Below are 17,306 nucleotides of genomic sequence, written 5' to 3'. Positions count from 1 at the left end.
CTGTCATAAATATACTCCTTAAACAAGCTCTCTCATTTGTTAAGAAACAATTTTTAAAATTTTTTTGGCTTCTTACAATTCATTGCTGATTGTAATATAAGCTTTAAATTCATCGATTAGCTCTTCGGTTAGGGCTTGGTCACTATAAATATTAGCAACAGCTTCACCTACTTTGACAGAATCGACCACTTTTTCTCAAAAACAATACCTGTTTCATAATTAAGAGTGTCAGCTTTAGTAGCACGACCAGCCCCTAATTTCATAGCATATTTACCAAATGCTAAAGCTGGTAGTTCAGAAATATAACCCTCTTCATCGGCCAAAACTTCTGTGACATAAGCTGCTGCACTCTTACGATAAAGGTCATCCAAGTCTCCATCTTGAGATTCAATAAGTTATTCAAATTTAAATAGAGCTACACCCTCCACTAAATATTGACGAATTTTATCTGAACTTGATTCAACTCCTATCAAATTTAAAAGAATCTCTGCTAATTCACAAATGAACTCTGTAATGTCTGCACGGCCCTTACCTTGCATAATTTCAATAGCTTCAAAAATTTCAAGACGGTTACCAATAGCTCTACCAAGTGGTTGACTCATATTTGTAATCAATGCAATTGTTTCTCGACCCACTTCACGGCCTAAGGAAACCATTGTTTCAGAAAGGTGCTCAGCCTCTTCCAAACTCTTCATAAAAGCACCTTGACATACCGTAATGTCTAGAAGGATCTTATCAGCTCCCTGCAGCAATCTTCTTAGACATAACAGAACTTGCAATCAAAGGAATTGAATCTACTGTAGCAGTCACGTCTCTAAGTGCATAAAGAAGTTTGTCCGCTTTAACAAGATGTTCTGACTGTCCAATAAGAGAAATACCAATTTCTTTAATTTGTTGAATAAATTCTTCTTTGGTACGTTCGACTTGATATTCTTTTATAGATTCAAGTTTATCAATCGTACCTCCAATATGACCTAATCCACGTCCGCTCATTTTAGCTACAGGTACACCAAAACTTGCAACTAATGGCATTAAAATGATTGTTACTTAATCTTCAACACCACCAGTTGAATGTTTATCAACTTTAATGCCTTCAATACTAGATAAATCATATTGATCACCTGAAGAAACCATCTCTGTCGTTAAATCATGAATTTCACGAATACTCATCCCTTTGTAATAGATTACCATCGCCAGAGCTGAAACCTGATAATCTGGAATGTCACTAGATACATACCCTCAAATGAGATAAGTTATTTCTTCAGTGGTCAATTCACCACCATCACGTTTTTTTCAATTAAATCAACTGTTCTTATAACTTTTCGCTTCTAAGTATGTAATACCCCTTATCTTTTCTTATAATTTCCGAATTTCCAAAGACATCTTCCATCTTCGCTTTAGCAGAAGGTGCTCCTTGTTTCTTCTGGATAACAATTGTTAAACTTCCACCTTTATTAAGGTGATCAAATGCCCCTTCGATAATTTCATGAACTACCTTTTTCCCTGCACGTATTGGTGGATTGGATATTATATAATCAAACTTTTCTGAGACATTTTCATAGATGTTTGATTGGAAAATGTGAGCGACTACTCCGTTACGTTCAGCATTTTTTTTAGCTAAATCTATAGCCCTACTATTTATATCAATCATCGTTGATTGGACGCCTTGAACCTTTGCTAGGCTAATTCCTAATGGACCATAGCCACAACCAACGTCGAGTAGGTTTTTTCCTCTTTGTAAATCTAAAGCATTGAGCAAGACCTGACTACCATAATCCACCATTTTTTTTGAAAACACACCTGCATCAGTATAAAAATGGAAACCTTGACCTAAGAGTGCTACATTAAGATCATGAATATCGTGAGCCGCATCTGGCATCTCTGCATAATACATTTTAGACATATTTTTCCTTCTTTGTGTTCTTATCAAGTCATAGAAAATGATAAACATCATATTAAGTATAACAGAAAAAAAAAGAGAATGCTATATAAATTTAGAAGGAATTCATTAAGAAAACACCTTGATATTTCAAGTATCTCCCAAGTATCTTTTGAAATAAAAATGCTTACAAAATTTGTGTAGCATAACAAAAAAGTAATGTCAACAATTTTGTAAAGGTTTATATTCCTTTTTGTTTTAAATCCATCATTTATTATTTAGTGTTTTGATAAGGCTTATAGGAATTAGTAAATTCTGCTATAATTAAGCCATGTTAAACGAATTTATCAATTTTGAAACTATATCTCGGAGCGATTGGCAAAGATTCTATCAAGAAGATCAAGTATCATTAACCCCAGAAGAACTAGAATCCATTAGGAGTTTAAATGACAAGATTGACGTTCAGGAAGTAAGGGACATCTATCTTCCTTTAATCAATTTGATCCGTATTTATCATCGAGCTGCAGAGGACCTCACCTTTTCAAAAGGGATTTTTTTGCAAAAAGCACAGGCTAACAGACCTTTTATTATTGGTATCTCAGGTTCTGTTGCAGTTGGCAAATCAACAACCAGTCGCCTTCTGCAACTACTTCTTCAAAGAACCTTCCCTAAGGCGAAGGTTGATATGGTGACAACAGATGGTTTTTTATTCCCAAACCAGGTCCTCATAGATAAGGGAATGCTTAATCGTAAAGGCTTCCCCGAATCCTATGACATGCCACTACTTCTCAATTTTCTAGATACCATAAAAAATGGTGGGGATGTCAACATTCCTGTTTACTCACATGAAATTTATGACATTGTACCAGGACTTACTCAGAAAATTAGTCAACCAAATTTCCTAATTGTTGAAGGTATTAATGTTTTTCAGAATCCCATTAACCAACGTCTCTATATGAGTGACTATTTTGATTTTTCTATCTATATTGATGCTGACGTGAAAAATATCAAAACTTGGTATCTTGAACGTTTTCAAACTCTTCTTGAACTTGCTCGAAAAGATGAAAACAACTATTACCATCGTTTTACCAAATTTACAAAAGAAGAAGCTCTTTCCTTAGCGAAAAAAACTTGGAAAGAAATCAACTTGGTAAATCTAAAAAATTATATCGAACCCACACGAAATCGTGCAGAGCTTATTCTTCATAAAGGTGATAGTCATAAAATTGACCTCATTCATTTAAAAAAATAGAAAAAGCTTGCCAAGGGTTCTAAAATAACGTATAATGAGATAGTTAGATAAATTTGGAGGTGAAAACATTGGCAAATATTAAATCAGCTATCAAACGCGCTGAACTTAACGTTAAACAAAACGAAAAAAACTCAGCTCAAAAATCAGCTTTGCGTACTGCTATTAAGGCATTCAAGGCTAACCCAACTGAAGAAACTTTCCGAGCTGCATCAGCAAGCATCGATAAAGCCGCTTCAAAAGGTTTAATTCATAAAAACAAAGCAAGCCGAGATAAATCACGTCTTGCAGCTAAATTGGCTAACTAATTGAAAAACTCCAGTAGGAGTTTTTTTCTTGTCAAAATATTATAAAAATCCTGCTAACAATAGGCTAGCAGGATTTTTAGTTGTTTATTAGACTCCGGTAATTTTAACTTCAAAAATAGTCCCCTTCGGCTGATTGTCCTTGACAATTATTGTTCCTTTAAGTGCAAGAACAATCTGTTGTGCCAAAGATAAGCCCAACCCAAAACCACCTTTTTGTCTAGTTCTAGCTTTGTCTACACAGTAGAAACGATCAAAGATTTTTTTCTTATCTTCATCTGCAATACCAGGGCCATTGTCTGCCACTGTAATATAAAGATGACGATCATTAGTACGAACGGCGAGGATCACCTGGCCATCATCTTCTGTATATTTGATAGCATTATCAAATAAAATTGTCATGAGCTGCTTCAATAGAGTCTTATCAGTTTTGATTGAGCGCCCAACCTGATTTTGAGCAGTAAACACCTTTTCACTTTCTTCAGCAATCGTAGCATAATTGGTAAAGACTTTATCAAAGAAAGAGGAATCTAGAGTTTCAATTTCTGGTTTAATACCATCATCACGACGAGTCAAATTCAAGAGATTGGTCGTCAAAAGACGCATATTTCGGACTTCATCTAGACTATAAGCAATGTTCTCTGAATTGTCTAAAATTGTAGACTCTGGCTTGCGGAAAAGAGACTCTAGACGGTTTTGAATCACAGCAAGTGGCGTACGCAACTCGTGGCTAGCATTCTCAACAAATGTCTTCTGCTTCTCAAGACTTTCCTGTATAGGCCGTCTTGACCATTTTGCCAAATACAAACTAGCCGCGATAGATAGTAGCCAAAAAAAACTCATCATAATGACAATTAGTTTTACATAACGTTCAGTGGCTTCTTCTAATTGCGTCGTATTGATTGCGATAACAACGTACTTAGCATCAGGATAGAAACTATTATCTACTTTTTCAGTAATCAAGCGATAATTTTCCGTTTGATCAAAGTAGTTCTGAGCACTCCCCTTACTAATAACATCAATAGTATTTTTATCTATTGGTAAATTAGATAAGCTAGAAAATTTGTCGACAACGTTTAGGGCCTTTCCATTCTTATCAAGAACTAACACACTAGTATTAGCTGCTACAGTCAAATCATGAGGAGCATCTTCGATTTTTGATTTGATCTTTTTAGATTTTGTCTTATAAACACCCGAATTAGGTATTTTGTCTAGCGATGCTTTGCTATCATACTCCTGATAGATAGTTGCCGTATTATTTTGATCTACATCAGAAGTCAGAAAAAATTCGCGTTTTAGCATTTCCATTTCCAAATAAGAATTGGTCTTAGTTACTGCTTCTTTCAGACTAGAGTCAACATTGGAATAAACTCCATATCTGAGAATCTGCAATATCATAACAGTCATGATAAGGAAAATACCAGAAAAAGTTGCAAAGAAATGGATGAAGGACTTAAAGCCGTCTGACTTGATTCTCCTGAAGAGATAATTGAAAAATTTAGTCAGCATTCTTCAAAATGTACCCCACACTTCTTAAGGTTTGTAGGTTGGTAGCAAAATCAGTCCCCTTAAGTTTCTTACGAATTTTCGAAACATAAACTTCAACAACAGAGACAGTAGTATCACTATCAAATCCCCAAAGACGATCAAAGATTTGCGACTTGGGCAAAATAACGTTTTGATTTTGTAGGAAGTAGACCAATAAATCAAATTCTTTACCGAGAAGTTCTACTTCTTTATCACCCACATAGGTTGAATTTGTAGAAAGGTTGACACAAACATCTCCAAAAGAAATAGTATTTTGATCAAATTTTCCAGAACGTTTCAAAAGTGCCTGAATACGCATCTTCAATTCTTCTAAATAGAAAGGCTTGGTTAGATAATCATCAGCTCCGAGTTTAAAGCCATGCCCCTTATCGTCTAGACTTTCCTTAGCAGTCATGATAATAACAGGAGTCGTTATTCCTTGTTCACGCAATTCTTTAAGAACTGTAAAACCATCTTTTTCAGGTAACATTAAGTCCAAAAGAATCAAATCATAAACACCACTTTCAGCTTCGTAAAGGCCTTCATCTCCATCAAATACTTGCATCACATCTGCAAAGTCATCTAAAAAATCAAAAACTGAGTTCGACAAACTCAAATCATCTTCTACTAGTAAAATTTTAATCATAGTTATCTCTCTTGCTAGGTGTAAAAAACCTAGTCATATATCTCTCTAAGTCATCCTATTATATCGAAAATACACCTAATCTTCTAGTGCATTAATTTCTTTTATTTAGACTCAGTTTACCTTATTTTCCTTAAGAATGGAGCAAAAAAACAGCACCTATAGGCACTGCTTTAAAAAAATATTCGTTATTAGAACAAACCAACTGCTGTTCCATCTTCAGTAACATCCATCTTGAGGGCCGCTGGGACTTTTGGAAGACCTGGCATGGTCATAACGTCACCTGTGAGAGCCACGATAAATCCAGCGCCTGTTTTAGGAACAAACTCACGAATAGTGATATCAAAACCTTCTGGTGCTCCAAGCAAGAATTGGTTATCTGAGAAACTATATTGTGTTTTAGCCATACATACTGGCAATTTATCCCAACCAAATTCTGCCAACTGTTTGAGTTGATTTTTAGCTTTTTTCTCGAAAACAACTGATTTACCACCATAGATTTCAGTAACAATCTTAGTAATCTTTTCTTCCAAGCTATCATCATCCGAATAGAGACGTTTGTAATCAGCATTGCCATTTTCAACAGCATCCACTACTGTATTAGCAAGGTCAATACCACCATCAGCACCATTAGCCCAAACGCTAGCCAATTCAACAGGAACCTTGATTTCGGAACAAAGTTCTTTAAGAGCTGCGATTTCAGCTTCTGTGTCAGCAACAAATTCGTTAATGGCAACAACCGCTGGAATACCAAATTTACGTATATTTTCTACATGACGTTTTAAGTTTGAAAAGCCATCACGAACGGCTTGAACATTTTCCTCAGAAAGATCAGTTTTAGCGACACCACCATGCATCTTAAGAGCACGAAGTGTGGCAACAATAACGACAGCATCTGGAGTTGTTGGTAGGTTTGGAGTTTTAATATCAAGGAATTTTTCAGCACCAAGGTCTGCACCGAAACCTGCTTCAGTGACCGTGTAGTCTGCCAAGCGAAGTGCTGTAGATGTAGCTAGAACTGAGTTACATCCGTGAGCGATGTTGGCAAATGGACCACCATGTACCAAGGCTGGTGTGCCATAAATTGTCTGTACCAAGTTAGGTTTGATGGCATCTTTTAGAATAAGTGTAAGCGCACCTTCGATTTCAAGATCACGTACATAAACAGGTGTACGGTCATAACGGTAAGCAACGACAATGTTAGCTAAGCGTTCTTTAAGGTCATTGATATCAGTAGCCAAGCAAAGAATTGCCATGATTTCAGAGGCTACGGTAATATCAAAACCATCTTCACGTGGGATACCATTGAGTGGGCCACCAAGACCAACTGTCACATGACGAAGAGCACGGTCATTAAGGTCAACGACACGTTTCCAAATAATACGACGTTGATCAATACCTAGGGCGTTTCCTTGATGAATATGATTGTCAAGAAGGGCTGACAAGGCATTATTCGCTGTAGTAATAGCGTGCATATCACCTGTGAAGTGGAGATTGATATCCTCCATTGGAAGAACTTGAGCGTAACCACCACCTGCAGCACCACCTTTAATCCCCATAACAGGACCAAGAGATGGTTCACGAAGGGCAATCATTGTTTTCTTACCAATTTTGTTAAGAGCGTCTGCAAGACCAATTGATATGGTTGATTTACCTTCACCTGCTGGTGTTGGATTGATGGCTGTTACCAAAATCAATTTTCCTGGTTTGTCGTCTTTGACTTCATTGATTTTATCAAACGATAATTTTGCCTTATATTTTCCGTAGAGTTCCAAATCGTCAAAGCCAATTCCAACTTTTTCAACTACTTCTGTGATTGGTTTTAATTCTACACTTTGGGCAATTTCAATATCTGTTTTCATGAGATACTCCTCTATATATTTCTATGTACTATTATAACAAAGATTGATAAAAAACGCACTATTTTTTAGAAATTGCTTTCAAATGTTCGGTTTTTATTTAGCTATAAAAAGTTATAACTTTATTTTATAGGGGCACGTCTCAAAAACACTTACTATTATTTACTAAAATCTCAATTTTTAGTACAATACTACTATGAAAGTTTTGATTACATCAGGTGGTACCACTGAAAAGATTGATGATGTCCGTGGAATCACAAATCATTCAACAGGTTATCTGGGTAAGGAAATTGCTGAACTTTTCTTGGCTAAGGGTCACCAAGTTACCTTAGTAACTGTAAAGACTGCCGTTAAACCTAAACCAAAAGAAAATCTAAAGATTACAGAAATTACCAACGTAGACAGTCTCCTAAAAAGTATGGAGCCACTTGTCAAGGAGCACGATGTTCTCATCCATAGTATGGCTATCTCTGACTATACTCCAATTTATATGACGGATTTCGCTGAGTTGGAAAATACGGAAAACCCCAGCCAACTCTTACATAAGTCTAACACTGAGAGCAAGATATCTTCGGCTTCGGATTATCAGGTTCTTTTCCTTAAAAAGACACCAAAGATTATTAGCCTGGTTAAACAATGGAATCCCAATATTCAGTTGGTTGGCTTCAAACTTCTCGCAAATGTCAGCAAAGAGGATCTTTTCAAGGCTGCTCGTGCTAGTCTTAAACGTAATCAAGCAAACATTATTGTGGCAAATGATTTGGGTGAGATTACTCCAAATCAACATATTGCTTATCTAGTTGACGAAAAAGGTGAAGAGATGGTTACAACTAAGTCTGCAATTGCTCAAGCCTTATATGAAAGGATATGCTATGACTAAACGTATCATACTTGCTGTTTCTGGCTCAATTTCCGCCTATAAGTCAGCAGATCTGACAAGCAAACTAAAGAAAAAGGGATATGATATCCACGTCATTATGACTGAGTCTGCTCAATCCTTTATTACGCCTCTAACTCTTCAAACTCTTTCTAAGAATCCAGTTCACTCCGATGTTATGGAAGAAAAATTGGCTGAACGTATTAATCATATTGACTTAGCTAAGAAAACTGATCTCTTTATTGTTGCCCCAGCTTCAGCAAATACGATTGCCAAATTAGCACACGGCATGGCTGATAACATGCTAACTGCGACGGCTTTAGCTTTGCCAAGCACCACTCCAAAACTAATTGCACCAGCAATGAATACGAAAATGTATGAAAATCCATTGACTAAGAAGAACTTAAAGACCTTGCAAGAAGTTGGCTACCAAGAAATTCTTCCAAAATCTGGTTTACTTGCATGCGGAGATACAGGTCGTGGCGCTCTAGCTGATATTTCTGTCATTATTGAGTCAATAGATAATGCTCTAACAAAATAGTCTTGTTGACAAGAAAAGAAGTTTATGATGAATAAAAAAAATAAATCAAACCAAACGGCACAATTGGCTCTATTAATAGCCACAATGGTCGTTATTGAGGTACTCAGTCAAGCTATCTTTGCTGCTTTTGCACTTCCAATCAAACCAACCCTAACTCATATCCCAGTCATTATTGCTAGTATCATCTATGGTCCTAAAATTGGTGCATATTTAGGCGGTTTTATGGGGATTATGAGTATTGTTCGTAACACTATCGTCTATACAGTAGGCAGTTATCTCTTCAGTCCTTTTGTGGAAGGAGGAACTTGGGCATCTGCTGTCATTGCAATTGTTCCTCGTATTTTAATTGGTATTTTTCCTTACTTTATCTACAAGTTACTTCAAAATCGCCTAGGCTTGACGCTGTCTGGTGTTTTAGGTGCTTTTACAAATACATTTTTCGTGCTTCTAGGTATCTACTTCCTAATCCCTAATTTCTACTCAGCAGGTGGAAAAACTCTAATGGCAACTATTTTCACTATAAACTCTGTTGCTGAAATGGTTATTGCTGGCCTATTAACGCTTAGTATCACACCTATGCTACTTCGATTGAAAAAATAAAGAAAAAACATGGTAATTAGCATGATTTTTTCCTTTAGTTGTGATATAATGTAAGCGTTTAAAAATATAAAGGAGATTGATATGTCTTACACTGAAAATTATCAAAAATGGCTCGATTTTGCTGAATTGCCTGCTTATCTTCGTGATGAGTTGGTTTCTATGGATGAAAAAACTAAAGAAGATGCCTTCTATACTAATCTTGAATTCGGTACAGCTGGTATGCGTGGTTTAATTGGCGCTGGTACCAACCGTATTAACATTTATGTTGTTCGTCAAGCAACCGAAGGTTTGGCGCAATTGATCGACTCAAAAGGTGAGGAAGCTAAAAAACGTGGTGTTGCTATCGCTTATGATAGCCGTCATTTCTCTCCTGAGTTTGCTTTTGAATCTGCGCAAGTTTTAGCAGCTCATGGTATTAAATCTTATGTGTTCGAGAGTCTTCGTCCAACTCCTGAATTATCATTCGCAGTACGTCATCTCCACACATTTGCTGGTATCATGATAACTGCTAGCCACAACCCAGCTCCATTTAACGGATACAAAGTTTTTGGTGAAGACGGTGGACAAATGCCACCCGCTGATGCCGATGCATTGACAGATTACATCCGTGCTATTGATAATCCTTTCACTGTCAAATTAGCTGACCTCGAAGACAGCAAGGCTAGCGGTCTCATCGAAATCATCGGTGAAAATGTTGATGCTGAATACCTAAAAGAAGTTAAAGACGTTAACATCAACCAGAACTTGATTAATGAGTATGGTCGTGACATGAAGATTGTATATACTCCACTTCATGGTACTGGTGAAATGTCGGCTCGCCGTGCCCTTGCTCAAGCTGGGTTTGACGCTGTTCAAGTCGTTGAAGCTCAAGCGGTTCCTGATGCTGACTTCTCAACTGTTAAATCTCCTAACCCAGAAAACCAAGATGCCTTTGCTCTTGCTGAAGAACTCGGTCGTAATGTAGATGCCGACGTATTGATTGCAACTGACCCTGACGCAGACCGTCTTGGCGTTGAAATCCGCCAACCAGATGGTTCATACCTCAACCTTTCTGGTAACCAAATTGGTGCGATCATCGCCAAATATATCCTTGAAGCTCACAAAACAGCTGGTACTCTCCCTGCTAATGCTGCCCTTTGTAAATCAATCGTATCAACTGAATTAGTTACTAAGATTGCAGAAAGCTACGGCGCAACAATGTTTAATGTCTTGACTGGCTTCAAATTTATCGGTGAGAAGATTCATGAATTTGAAACACAACACAATTACACTTACATGTTTGGTTTTGAAGAAAGCTTCGGTTACCTCATCAAACCATTTGTACGTGATAAAGACGCTATCCAAGCTGTTCTTATTGTTGCAGAAATTGCTGCATACTACCGTTCACGTGGTATGACATTGGCAGATGGTATCGAAGAAATCTACAAACAATATGGTTACTTCTCAGAAAAGACAATTTCAGTTACGCTTTCAGGTGTTGATGGTGCTGCAGAAATCAAGAAAATCATGGACAAATTCCGTCGCAATGCTCCTAAACAATTCAACAACACTGATATTGCTAAAACAGAAGACTTCTTGGAACAAACAGCTACTACTGCTGACGGCGTAGAAAAATTGACAACTCCTCCAAGTAACGTTTTGAAATACATCTTGGCTGATGATTCATGGTTTGCCGTTCGTCCTTCAGGTACAGAACCAAAAATCAAATTTTACATTGCAACAGTTGGAGAAACTGAAGCGGATGCTAAAGAAAAAATTGCTAACATCGAAGCAGAAATCAATGCTTTTGTAGGTGAATAGTACTTTTGACTTAGAGCTAAGCTCTAGGTCTTTTTTGATACATGATAATAATGCCCCATATAAGTAATTACAATCTTTCGCTGCTACACCAAGAAACCACCTATAGATTAAATATATAGGTGGTTTTTCTATTATTCAATTACAGTGCTCCGACTTGTGAATGATGCTTAAACAAGGAGTGAGTAGCTTCGTAAATATGACGTGCAGTCTCTGCATTATTCATCGTATAAAGGTGAACTCCAGCAACGTCTTGTGTAACCAAATCCACGATTTGGTCAACAGCATAAGCTAGACCGGCAGCTCTCAGAGATTCAGGATCATGCTCATACTTATCCAAAATAGCACGGAATTTACGTGGCAAATGGATATTTTCACACGTCTTAAGTAAACGTAGGGCTTGGTTACGATTCAAAATAGGCATAATACCAGCATAGATAGGCACATTAATGCCAGCAAGAGTACATTTATCTTGGAAATCGTAGAAGCGTTCATTATCAAAGAAGAGTTGGGTTACAAGACTTGAACAACCTGCATCTACTTTCTTCTTAAGATTTTGAATATCAGAGATTTGATTTGGTGAATCAGGATGACCTTCAGGATAACAAGCACCAATGATATCAAAGTTAGGAGCTTCTGCCTTGATAAACTCAATCAAATCAGTTGCATATCTGAAGTCTTTTAAAGGTTCGACCCCAGGAATGATGTCACCACGAAGTGCCAGGATACGATTTACTCCAACAGCATCTAATTCTCGCAAAGTATCAGCTACCTTTTCTTTGCTCAAATAGATTGCTGGAAGGTGAGCAATAGTAGGAATAGCTAGGTCATTTTGAATATGGTCTGCCAAAGGAACCGTTGTCTCTTTGATATTATATTTGTTATTACTAGCTGTTACACTGATAAAATGGGGTGCCGATCCTTTCATGTCATCAAGGGCAAGCAAGATTTTCTCATTGCCTATGGCTGGATTAGGTGGAAAGACTTCAAAAGAGAGGGATGGTGTTTGGCTTGTCATAAGTTTTACCTTCTTCGTTTTAGATTTTTGTTGAGACAAAAGCATTTTTATTAGTGTCAAGTAAACTCGTAGGAATTATTGATCACATTTTGCATCTAGCTTGATTACAAAAATCTTTAGAAAATTATTCACTATTGAAAACCTTCTACATATAGGAAAGAAGATTTTCAAGGTATTATAACTTCTACTTACAAGTTTTTGCGAGCCGCTTTTGCTGCTTCTAGAAGCTTGGTTAAGCTTTCTTTAGTTTCTTTAATACCACGAGTCTTCAAACCACAGTCAGGGTTGATCCATACTTTACTACTTGGAACTTTAGCCAAGATTGCTTCGATAGTGTGGTCAATTTCACCGTCTTGTGGGACACGAGGTGAGTGGATATCATAAACTCCAGGTCCAACTTCTGTTTGGAAGTTTTGTGCTTTAAGTTCATCCAAAATTTCAAGGTTTGAACGACTAGCTTCAAAAGAGATAACATCTGCATCCAAGTTGTCGATAGCTGGAATGATATCTGTAAATTCTGAGTAACACATGTGTGTGTGGATTTGTGTGTCTGGTGCTACTGTTGAGTGTACCAAACGGAAGGCTGGAATAGCCCAGTCAAGGTAGTCTTCGTACCAGTCACTACGACGGAGTGGCAATTTTTCACGAAGAGCAGCCTCATCGATTTGGATAATCTTAATGCCTGCAGCTTCGAGGTCAAGCACTTCATCCTTGATAGCAAGAGCGATTTGAAGAGTTGAATCTTTAATAGAGATATCTTCACGTGGGAATGACCAATTGAGGATTGTAACTGGCCCAGTCAACATACCTTTAACAGGCTTGTCAGTACGGCTTTGTGCGTAGCTAGACCATTTTACAGTGATTGGATTAAGACGAGTGACATCACCCCAGATGATTGGTGGTTTTACCCCACGCATACCATATGATTGCACCCAACCATTTTTAGAGAAGAGGTACCCAGACAAGTTTTGACCGAAGTACTCAACCATGTCATTACGTTCAAACTCACCATGTACAAGGACGTCAAAGCCAACTTCTTCTTGCCATTTAATCCATTCATCTATAATTTCAGCAAGAAAGGCATCATATTCTTCCTGAGACAATTCATTCTTACGGAAAGCCAAACGTTTGGCACGAACTTCCTTAGTTTGAGGGAATGAACCGATAGTTGTTGTCGGAAGCAATGGAAGTTTGAAGGCATCCTTTTGAATGGCTTCACGTTCTGCGAAAGCCGGTAAACGTGTGTAATCTGCTTCTGTCAAACCTGCAATACGAGCACGAAGTTCAGCATTTGCACCAACACGTTCAATAGCAAAGAGCTCTTTGTTAGCAGCAAGTGATTCAGCACCTTGACCATTACGGATAGCATCCAAATCACGAAGTTCATCTAATTTTTCAACGGCAAAAGCAAAGTGGTTCAAGATTGCTGGTTCAAATTCTTCATTAGCAGTCGTAAATGGCACATGAAGAAGTGAGCATGAGCTTGTCAATACGATTTTTTCAGCTGGAATTTGTTCAAGAACAGCCAAGCTCTTTTCGTAGTTGTTGCGCCAGATGTTTTTACCATTGACAATACCTGCATAGAGAGTCTTGTCAGCTGGGAATCCACCTTTGACAAGTTCAAGCGTCTTCTTACCTTCGACAAAGTCAAGACCGATAGCATCTACTGGCAAGTTTACAAGATCATTGTATACATCACGAACATCACCAAAGTAAGTTTGAATCAAGACCTCAAGGCCTTTCTTGTCAGCCAAGATTTTATTGTACAGATTCAAGAAGAGTGCTTTTTCGTCAGCAGTCAAATCTTTAACAAGTGCTGGTTCATCAAGTTGGATACGAGTAGCACCAAGTTCAGCCAATTTTGCAAAGACATCTTGGTAGGCAGCAATAAAGCTATCGACGAATTCTTCTGCTTTCACACCATCTTCGAAATCAGACAATTGAAGGAAAGTGAATGGTCCAACCACAACTGGGCGAGTATCCAGACCCAAGTCTTTGGCTTCTTGGTACTCATCAAAAATCTTGTGACCAGCCAATTTTACTGCTGTTGTTTTTTCAAATTTTGGAACGATGTAATGGTAGTTGGTGTTGAACCATTTCTTCATTGGAAGAGCACGCACATCCCCCTTTTCACCTTGGTAACCACGTGCCAAAGCAAAGTATTGTTCCAATTCAGTTAAATCCAAGTTTTTCACAGACTCAGGAACTACGTTGAAAAGGAAGGCCGCATCAAGGAAGTTATCGTAATGAGAAAAGTCATTTGAAGGAATTTCAGTAATACCTTTTTCTTTAACAATATTCCAGTGTTTTGCACGCAAATCTTTAGCAGCCGCTAAAAGTTCGTCTGCAGTAATTTCATTTCTAAAATATTTTTCTGTAGTAAATTTTAATTCTCGGAATTCACCCAAACGTGGGAAACCAATGATAGTAGTTGACATCTTGTGTCCTCCTCTTTGTTGTTGATTTAATCTTACCAAAGAAATAAATATCTGTATAATTGTTATCAGTTTTCAATATATATAGTTTTAAACTATATCCTATAAAATAAAGGATTTCTGGTCTCGTTGTCTTATTTTTAATTAGATATTTGTATAGCTAATAACTATATAGGGAGATGATAAGGTCATTTTTATCAAAAAAACCTCTAGACTTTTGTCTAGAGATATATCTTACTTTTTCTTCTTTAATATTTAGTAATCAACTCATCTATGTTCACTATTGCGTAGTAAAGTCATAAAATAAGGCGTTTTAATCAAAACTAAATCTTAAACTCGTTCTTGAAGCCAAGAAGACGTATAGGACATGTTCTCACTGTTATAGCTATTCCAAATAAAATAGCCCAAAATCACCAAGACCACTAGGAAACATATTCCCAATACTGCTAACCAAATGATTTGTTTCTTTAAACTATCATACTCACTCATATAGCCATTATGAAGTTTTATAAGCTCGTCTCTCTTTTTATTGCTTGACTCTTTTGCAATGGCAATCTCAAGCTCGTACATTTGATGTTTCCAAGAATTCCGCTTGGAAGTCACTTTTTTCAATTTTTTATTTGAAAGACTACGGTTCCCTTTCTCAAATTTATTTTTTTTAGTCATATTTCCCTCTAAAATCTTCTTTTAGTTCATATCATTATAACATATGTAAAACTATCTGAAAAGTTCATTTTTGGTTAAAATTTTAAGAAAGAGAATTAAATCATGAAATAGAACCAGAGGCTATCTTCTTATGTTATACTCTATGTATGCATAAGAAAACCGTTATTGATTTTAAAGAACTTGGCGTCAGACAAATCTTCACTCACGCCATAAAAGAGATAAAAACCAAAGACATTAAGGAAGTTAAATCACTTATAAATCAAATAGAAGCCTATCAAGAAAAAGGCTATTTTGCTGTAGGCTATGTAGCCTATGAAGCTTCTCAGGCCTTTGAACCTAAATTTCAAATTTTTGATAGCCCATTAATGTCAGAGTATCTTCTCTATTTTACTATTCACGACACTGTTCAAACAGAGTCTATCCCTCTTGCTTATGAGCCTGTTCCCTTACCAGAATCTTGGCAAGAACTAACTTCTGCAGAGGAATACAAGGCTGCTATTGAGCATATACACCACCATATTCGTCAAGGAAACACCTACCAGGTCAATTTTACCGTCCAACTTCAACAGAACATAACAGCTGATCCATTTGCCATCTACAACCGATTGGTTGTTGAGCAAAATGCACATTACAATGCCTTTATTCAACATGATGATGTCTCCATCATTTCCATAAGTCCTGAACTCTTCTTTAAAAAAGATGGTGATATATTGACCACACGTCCTATGAAAGGGACAACAAATCGTGGCTTGACAACTGAAACTGACCTTAAACAAGCACAATGGCTTGCTCATGATCAGAAAAATCGCTCTGAAAATATGATGATTGTAGATCTTCTTAGAAATGACATGAATCGTATTTCAAAAATAGGGAGTGAAAATGTAAAAAGACTTTGCCAGGTTGAACAATACTCTACTGTTTGGCAAATGACTTCAACTATTGAGACGCAACTCCTACCAAACAGTCGTTTGGATGACATCTTCCAAGCCCTTTTTCCTTGTGGATCTATTACAGGAGCACCAAAAATAGCTACTATGGCAATTATTAAAAACGTCGAAAAACAAGCTCGAGGCGTCTATTGTGGAGCCATTGGTATCTTGCTACCTAATGGACCAACTATTTTCAACGTAGCCATCCGAACACTTCAAATGCAGGGAAACAAGGCTATATATGGAGTAGGCGGTGGAATCACCTGGGACAGCAAATGGGAAGCTGAATATGAAGAAACAAGGCAAAAATCAGCTATTCTATACCGTCAAAATCCTAGATTTGATCTTATCTCAACTGGACGGATTCATCAAGGTAAACTACTCCGTCTTAAAGAACATCTCAATCGTCTACAAGAGTCCAGTCGCTACTTTGCTTATCCTTTTAATAAAGAAGAAGTTCAAAATCAAGTCGAAGATTTGTGTCAGTCCCTTGATTTTGACACAGACTACCGTCTTAAATTGTCCCTTGCAAAAGATGGTAAACTTACTTTTGAACATGCCCAATTAACAGAATTAGACGATGATTTTTGTCAAGCAAGATTAGTTAAGCAAACACATCCTTTGAATAACCCCTATACCTACTTTAAAACAAGTTATCGACCACACATTAGTCTAGGACCTCATGAGCAAATCTACTATAATCAAAAGAAAGAACTTTTAGAAACTTCTATCGGTAACCTCGTTCTTAAAATCAAGGACCAACTCTACACTCCACCTGTTCACCTCGGTCTTTTAAACGGTATTTACAGACAAAGCCTCATTGCTAATAATCAGGTCACAGAGAAAGTTTTGACTCTGGAAGATTTAAAACAGGCTCAAGCCATCTATGGCTGTAATGCTGTGAGAGGGTTGTATGAATTGAGGGTAGATTTCTAAAATATGGATTTAAAATTGTGAAATTTCATTTTCTAGAAATCAATC

14 protein-coding genes and 1 pseudogene are annotated in these 17,306 nt (G+C 37.1%); 7 read left to right on the top strand and 8 right to left on the bottom strand.

Translation table 11 applies throughout. The annotated features are described in order from the left end of the window. Positions 1–72 precede the first annotated feature (72 nt). Together NSQ85_RS10060 and NSQ85_RS10055 are read right to left on the bottom strand one after the other, a co-directional pair. Positions 73–1,316: pseudogene (locus NSQ85_RS10060) on the bottom strand (pyrimidine-nucleoside phosphorylase). Continuing rightward, positions 1,313–1,903, bottom strand: a complete 591-nt coding sequence (locus tag NSQ85_RS10055) for a class I SAM-dependent methyltransferase (protein WP_180482044.1) — start codon at positions 1,901–1,903, stop codon at positions 1,313–1,315. Before NSQ85_RS10055 ends, NSQ85_RS10060 begins: the two are co-directional and overlap by 4 nt. A 307-nt stretch (positions 1,904–2,210) precedes the next feature. On the opposite strand from NSQ85_RS10055, the gene coaA reads away from it, so the two are divergent. Both coaA and rpsT read left to right on the top strand, forming a co-directional pair. Beyond that, positions 2,211–3,131 carry a type I pantothenate kinase gene (gene coaA, locus NSQ85_RS10050; RefSeq protein WP_179974453.1) on the top strand — a complete coding sequence of 307 codons (921 nt, stop codon included), beginning with the start codon at positions 2,211–2,213 and terminating at the stop codon, positions 3,129–3,131. Between the two features lie 68 nt (positions 3,132–3,199). Then, positions 3,200–3,436, top strand: a complete 237-nt coding sequence (gene rpsT / locus NSQ85_RS10045; RefSeq protein ID WP_179972893.1) for a 30S ribosomal protein S20 — start codon at positions 3,200–3,202, stop codon at positions 3,434–3,436. 87 nt (positions 3,437–3,523) lie between these two features. Here rpsT and NSQ85_RS10040 read toward each other — a convergent pair whose 3' ends face one another. The 3 genes from NSQ85_RS10040 to NSQ85_RS10030 form a co-directional block, all read right to left on the bottom strand. After that, the gene (locus NSQ85_RS10040; protein WP_179974451.1) at positions 3,524–4,942 is read right to left on the bottom strand and encodes a sensor histidine kinase; all 1,419 of its coding nucleotides are present in this window, start codon (positions 4,940–4,942) and stop codon (positions 3,524–3,526) included. Continuing rightward, positions 4,932–5,606 (bottom strand): response regulator transcription factor, encoded by a 675-nt coding sequence (locus tag NSQ85_RS10035; RefSeq protein ID WP_179974450.1) that lies wholly within the window; start codon positions 5,604–5,606, stop codon positions 4,932–4,934. Before NSQ85_RS10035 ends, NSQ85_RS10040 begins: the two co-directional genes overlap by 11 nt. 188 nt (positions 5,607–5,794) lie before the next feature. Beyond that, a complete protein-coding gene (locus NSQ85_RS10030; protein ID WP_179972890.1) occupies positions 5,795–7,465 on the bottom strand; it encodes a formate--tetrahydrofolate ligase in 1,671 nt (556 codons plus the stop codon). 193 nt (positions 7,466–7,658) lie between these two features. Here NSQ85_RS10030 and NSQ85_RS10025 point away from each other — a divergent pair, with 193 nt between their 5' ends. The 4 genes from NSQ85_RS10025 to NSQ85_RS10010 all read left to right on the top strand — a co-directional run bounded on the left by NSQ85_RS10025 (position 7,659) and on the right by NSQ85_RS10010 (position 11,280). Further along, positions 7,659–8,342 carry a phosphopantothenate--cysteine ligase gene (locus NSQ85_RS10025; RefSeq protein ID WP_179974449.1) on the top strand — a complete coding sequence of 228 codons (684 nt, stop codon included), beginning with the start codon at positions 7,659–7,661 and terminating at the stop codon, positions 8,340–8,342. After that, positions 8,335–8,880, top strand: a complete 546-nt coding sequence (gene coaC, locus NSQ85_RS10020) for a phosphopantothenoylcysteine decarboxylase (RefSeq protein WP_179974448.1) — start codon at positions 8,335–8,337, stop codon at positions 8,878–8,880. The genes NSQ85_RS10025 and coaC overlap by 8 nt, the downstream gene beginning before the upstream one ends. A gap of 27 nt (positions 8,881–8,907) precedes the next feature. After that, the gene (locus tag NSQ85_RS10015; RefSeq protein WP_179974523.1) at positions 8,908–9,480 is read left to right on the top strand and encodes an ECF transporter S component; all 573 of its coding nucleotides are present in this window, start codon (positions 8,908–8,910) and stop codon (positions 9,478–9,480) included. An 81-nt stretch (positions 9,481–9,561) separates the two neighbouring features. Next, positions 9,562–11,280, top strand: coding sequence for a phospho-sugar mutase (locus tag NSQ85_RS10010; RefSeq protein ID WP_179974447.1), 1,719 nt, complete (start codon positions 9,562–9,564; stop codon positions 11,278–11,280). 139 nt (positions 11,281–11,419) lie between these two features. Here NSQ85_RS10010 and metF read toward each other — a convergent pair whose 3' ends face one another. From metF to NSQ85_RS09995, 3 genes are all read right to left on the bottom strand, one after another. After that, a complete protein-coding gene (gene metF / locus NSQ85_RS10005; protein WP_179973370.1) occupies positions 11,420–12,295 on the bottom strand; it encodes a methylenetetrahydrofolate reductase [NAD(P)H] in 876 nt (291 codons plus the stop codon). Between the two features lie 188 nt (positions 12,296–12,483). After that, positions 12,484–14,733: a 5-methyltetrahydropteroyltriglutamate--homocysteine S-methyltransferase gene (metE, locus tag NSQ85_RS10000; protein WP_179972887.1), complete on the bottom strand. Its 2,250-nt coding sequence runs from the start codon at positions 14,731–14,733 to the stop codon at positions 12,484–12,486. 327 nt (positions 14,734–15,060) lie between these two features. Further along, positions 15,061–15,396 carry a hypothetical protein gene (locus tag NSQ85_RS09995; RefSeq protein ID WP_023909568.1) on the bottom strand — a complete coding sequence of 112 codons (336 nt, stop codon included), beginning with the start codon at positions 15,394–15,396 and terminating at the stop codon, positions 15,061–15,063. 146 nt (positions 15,397–15,542) lie between these two features. On the opposite strand from NSQ85_RS09995, the gene pabB reads away from it, so the two are divergent. Further along, positions 15,543–17,261 (top strand): aminodeoxychorismate synthase component I, encoded by a 1,719-nt coding sequence (gene pabB, locus NSQ85_RS09990; protein WP_179974446.1) that lies wholly within the window; start codon positions 15,543–15,545, stop codon positions 17,259–17,261. Positions 17,262–17,306: the final 45 nt, after the last annotated feature.

Source organism: Streptococcus sp. FSL L8-0526, from assembly GCF_038007145.1.
Classification (GTDB): Bacteria; Bacillota; Bacilli; order Lactobacillales; family Streptococcaceae; genus Streptococcus; species Streptococcus thermophilus.
The sequence above is the reverse complement of the archived record's forward strand: the minus strand, read 5'-3'. Positions and strand labels throughout refer to the sequence as shown.

Coding starts and splice junctions, on each gene's coding strand:
- NSQ85_RS10015 (WP_179974523.1), top strand. CDS start 8,908: ATGAATAAAAAAAATAAATCAAACCAAACGGCACAATTGGCTCTATTA.
- NSQ85_RS10040 (WP_179974451.1), bottom strand. CDS start 4,942: ATGCTGACTAAATTTTTCAATTATCTCTTCAGGAGAATCAAGTCAGAC.
- NSQ85_RS09995 (WP_023909568.1), bottom strand. CDS start 15,396: ATGACTAAAAAAAATAAATTTGAGAAAGGGAACCGTAGTCTTTCAAAT.
- metF (WP_179973370.1), bottom strand. CDS start 12,295: ATGACAAGCCAAACACCATCCCTCTCTTTTGAAGTCTTTCCACCTAAT.
- NSQ85_RS10010 (WP_179974447.1), top strand. CDS start 9,562: ATGTCTTACACTGAAAATTATCAAAAATGGCTCGATTTTGCTGAATTG.
- NSQ85_RS10035 (WP_179974450.1), bottom strand. CDS start 5,606: ATGATTAAAATTTTACTAGTAGAAGATGATTTGAGTTTGTCGAACTCA.
- NSQ85_RS10055 (WP_180482044.1), bottom strand. CDS start 1,903: ATGTCTAAAATGTATTATGCAGAGATGCCAGATGCGGCTCACGATATT.
- NSQ85_RS10025 (WP_179974449.1), top strand. CDS start 7,659: ATGAAAGTTTTGATTACATCAGGTGGTACCACTGAAAAGATTGATGAT.
- NSQ85_RS10030 (WP_179972890.1), bottom strand. CDS start 7,465: ATGAAAACAGATATTGAAATTGCCCAAAGTGTAGAATTAAAACCAATC.
- metE (WP_179972887.1), bottom strand. CDS start 14,733: ATGTCAACTACTATCATTGGTTTCCCACGTTTGGGTGAATTCCGAGAA.
- pabB (WP_179974446.1), top strand. CDS start 15,543: ATGCATAAGAAAACCGTTATTGATTTTAAAGAACTTGGCGTCAGACAA.
- coaA (WP_179974453.1), top strand. CDS start 2,211: ATGTTAAACGAATTTATCAATTTTGAAACTATATCTCGGAGCGATTGG.
- coaC (WP_179974448.1), top strand. CDS start 8,335: ATGACTAAACGTATCATACTTGCTGTTTCTGGCTCAATTTCCGCCTAT.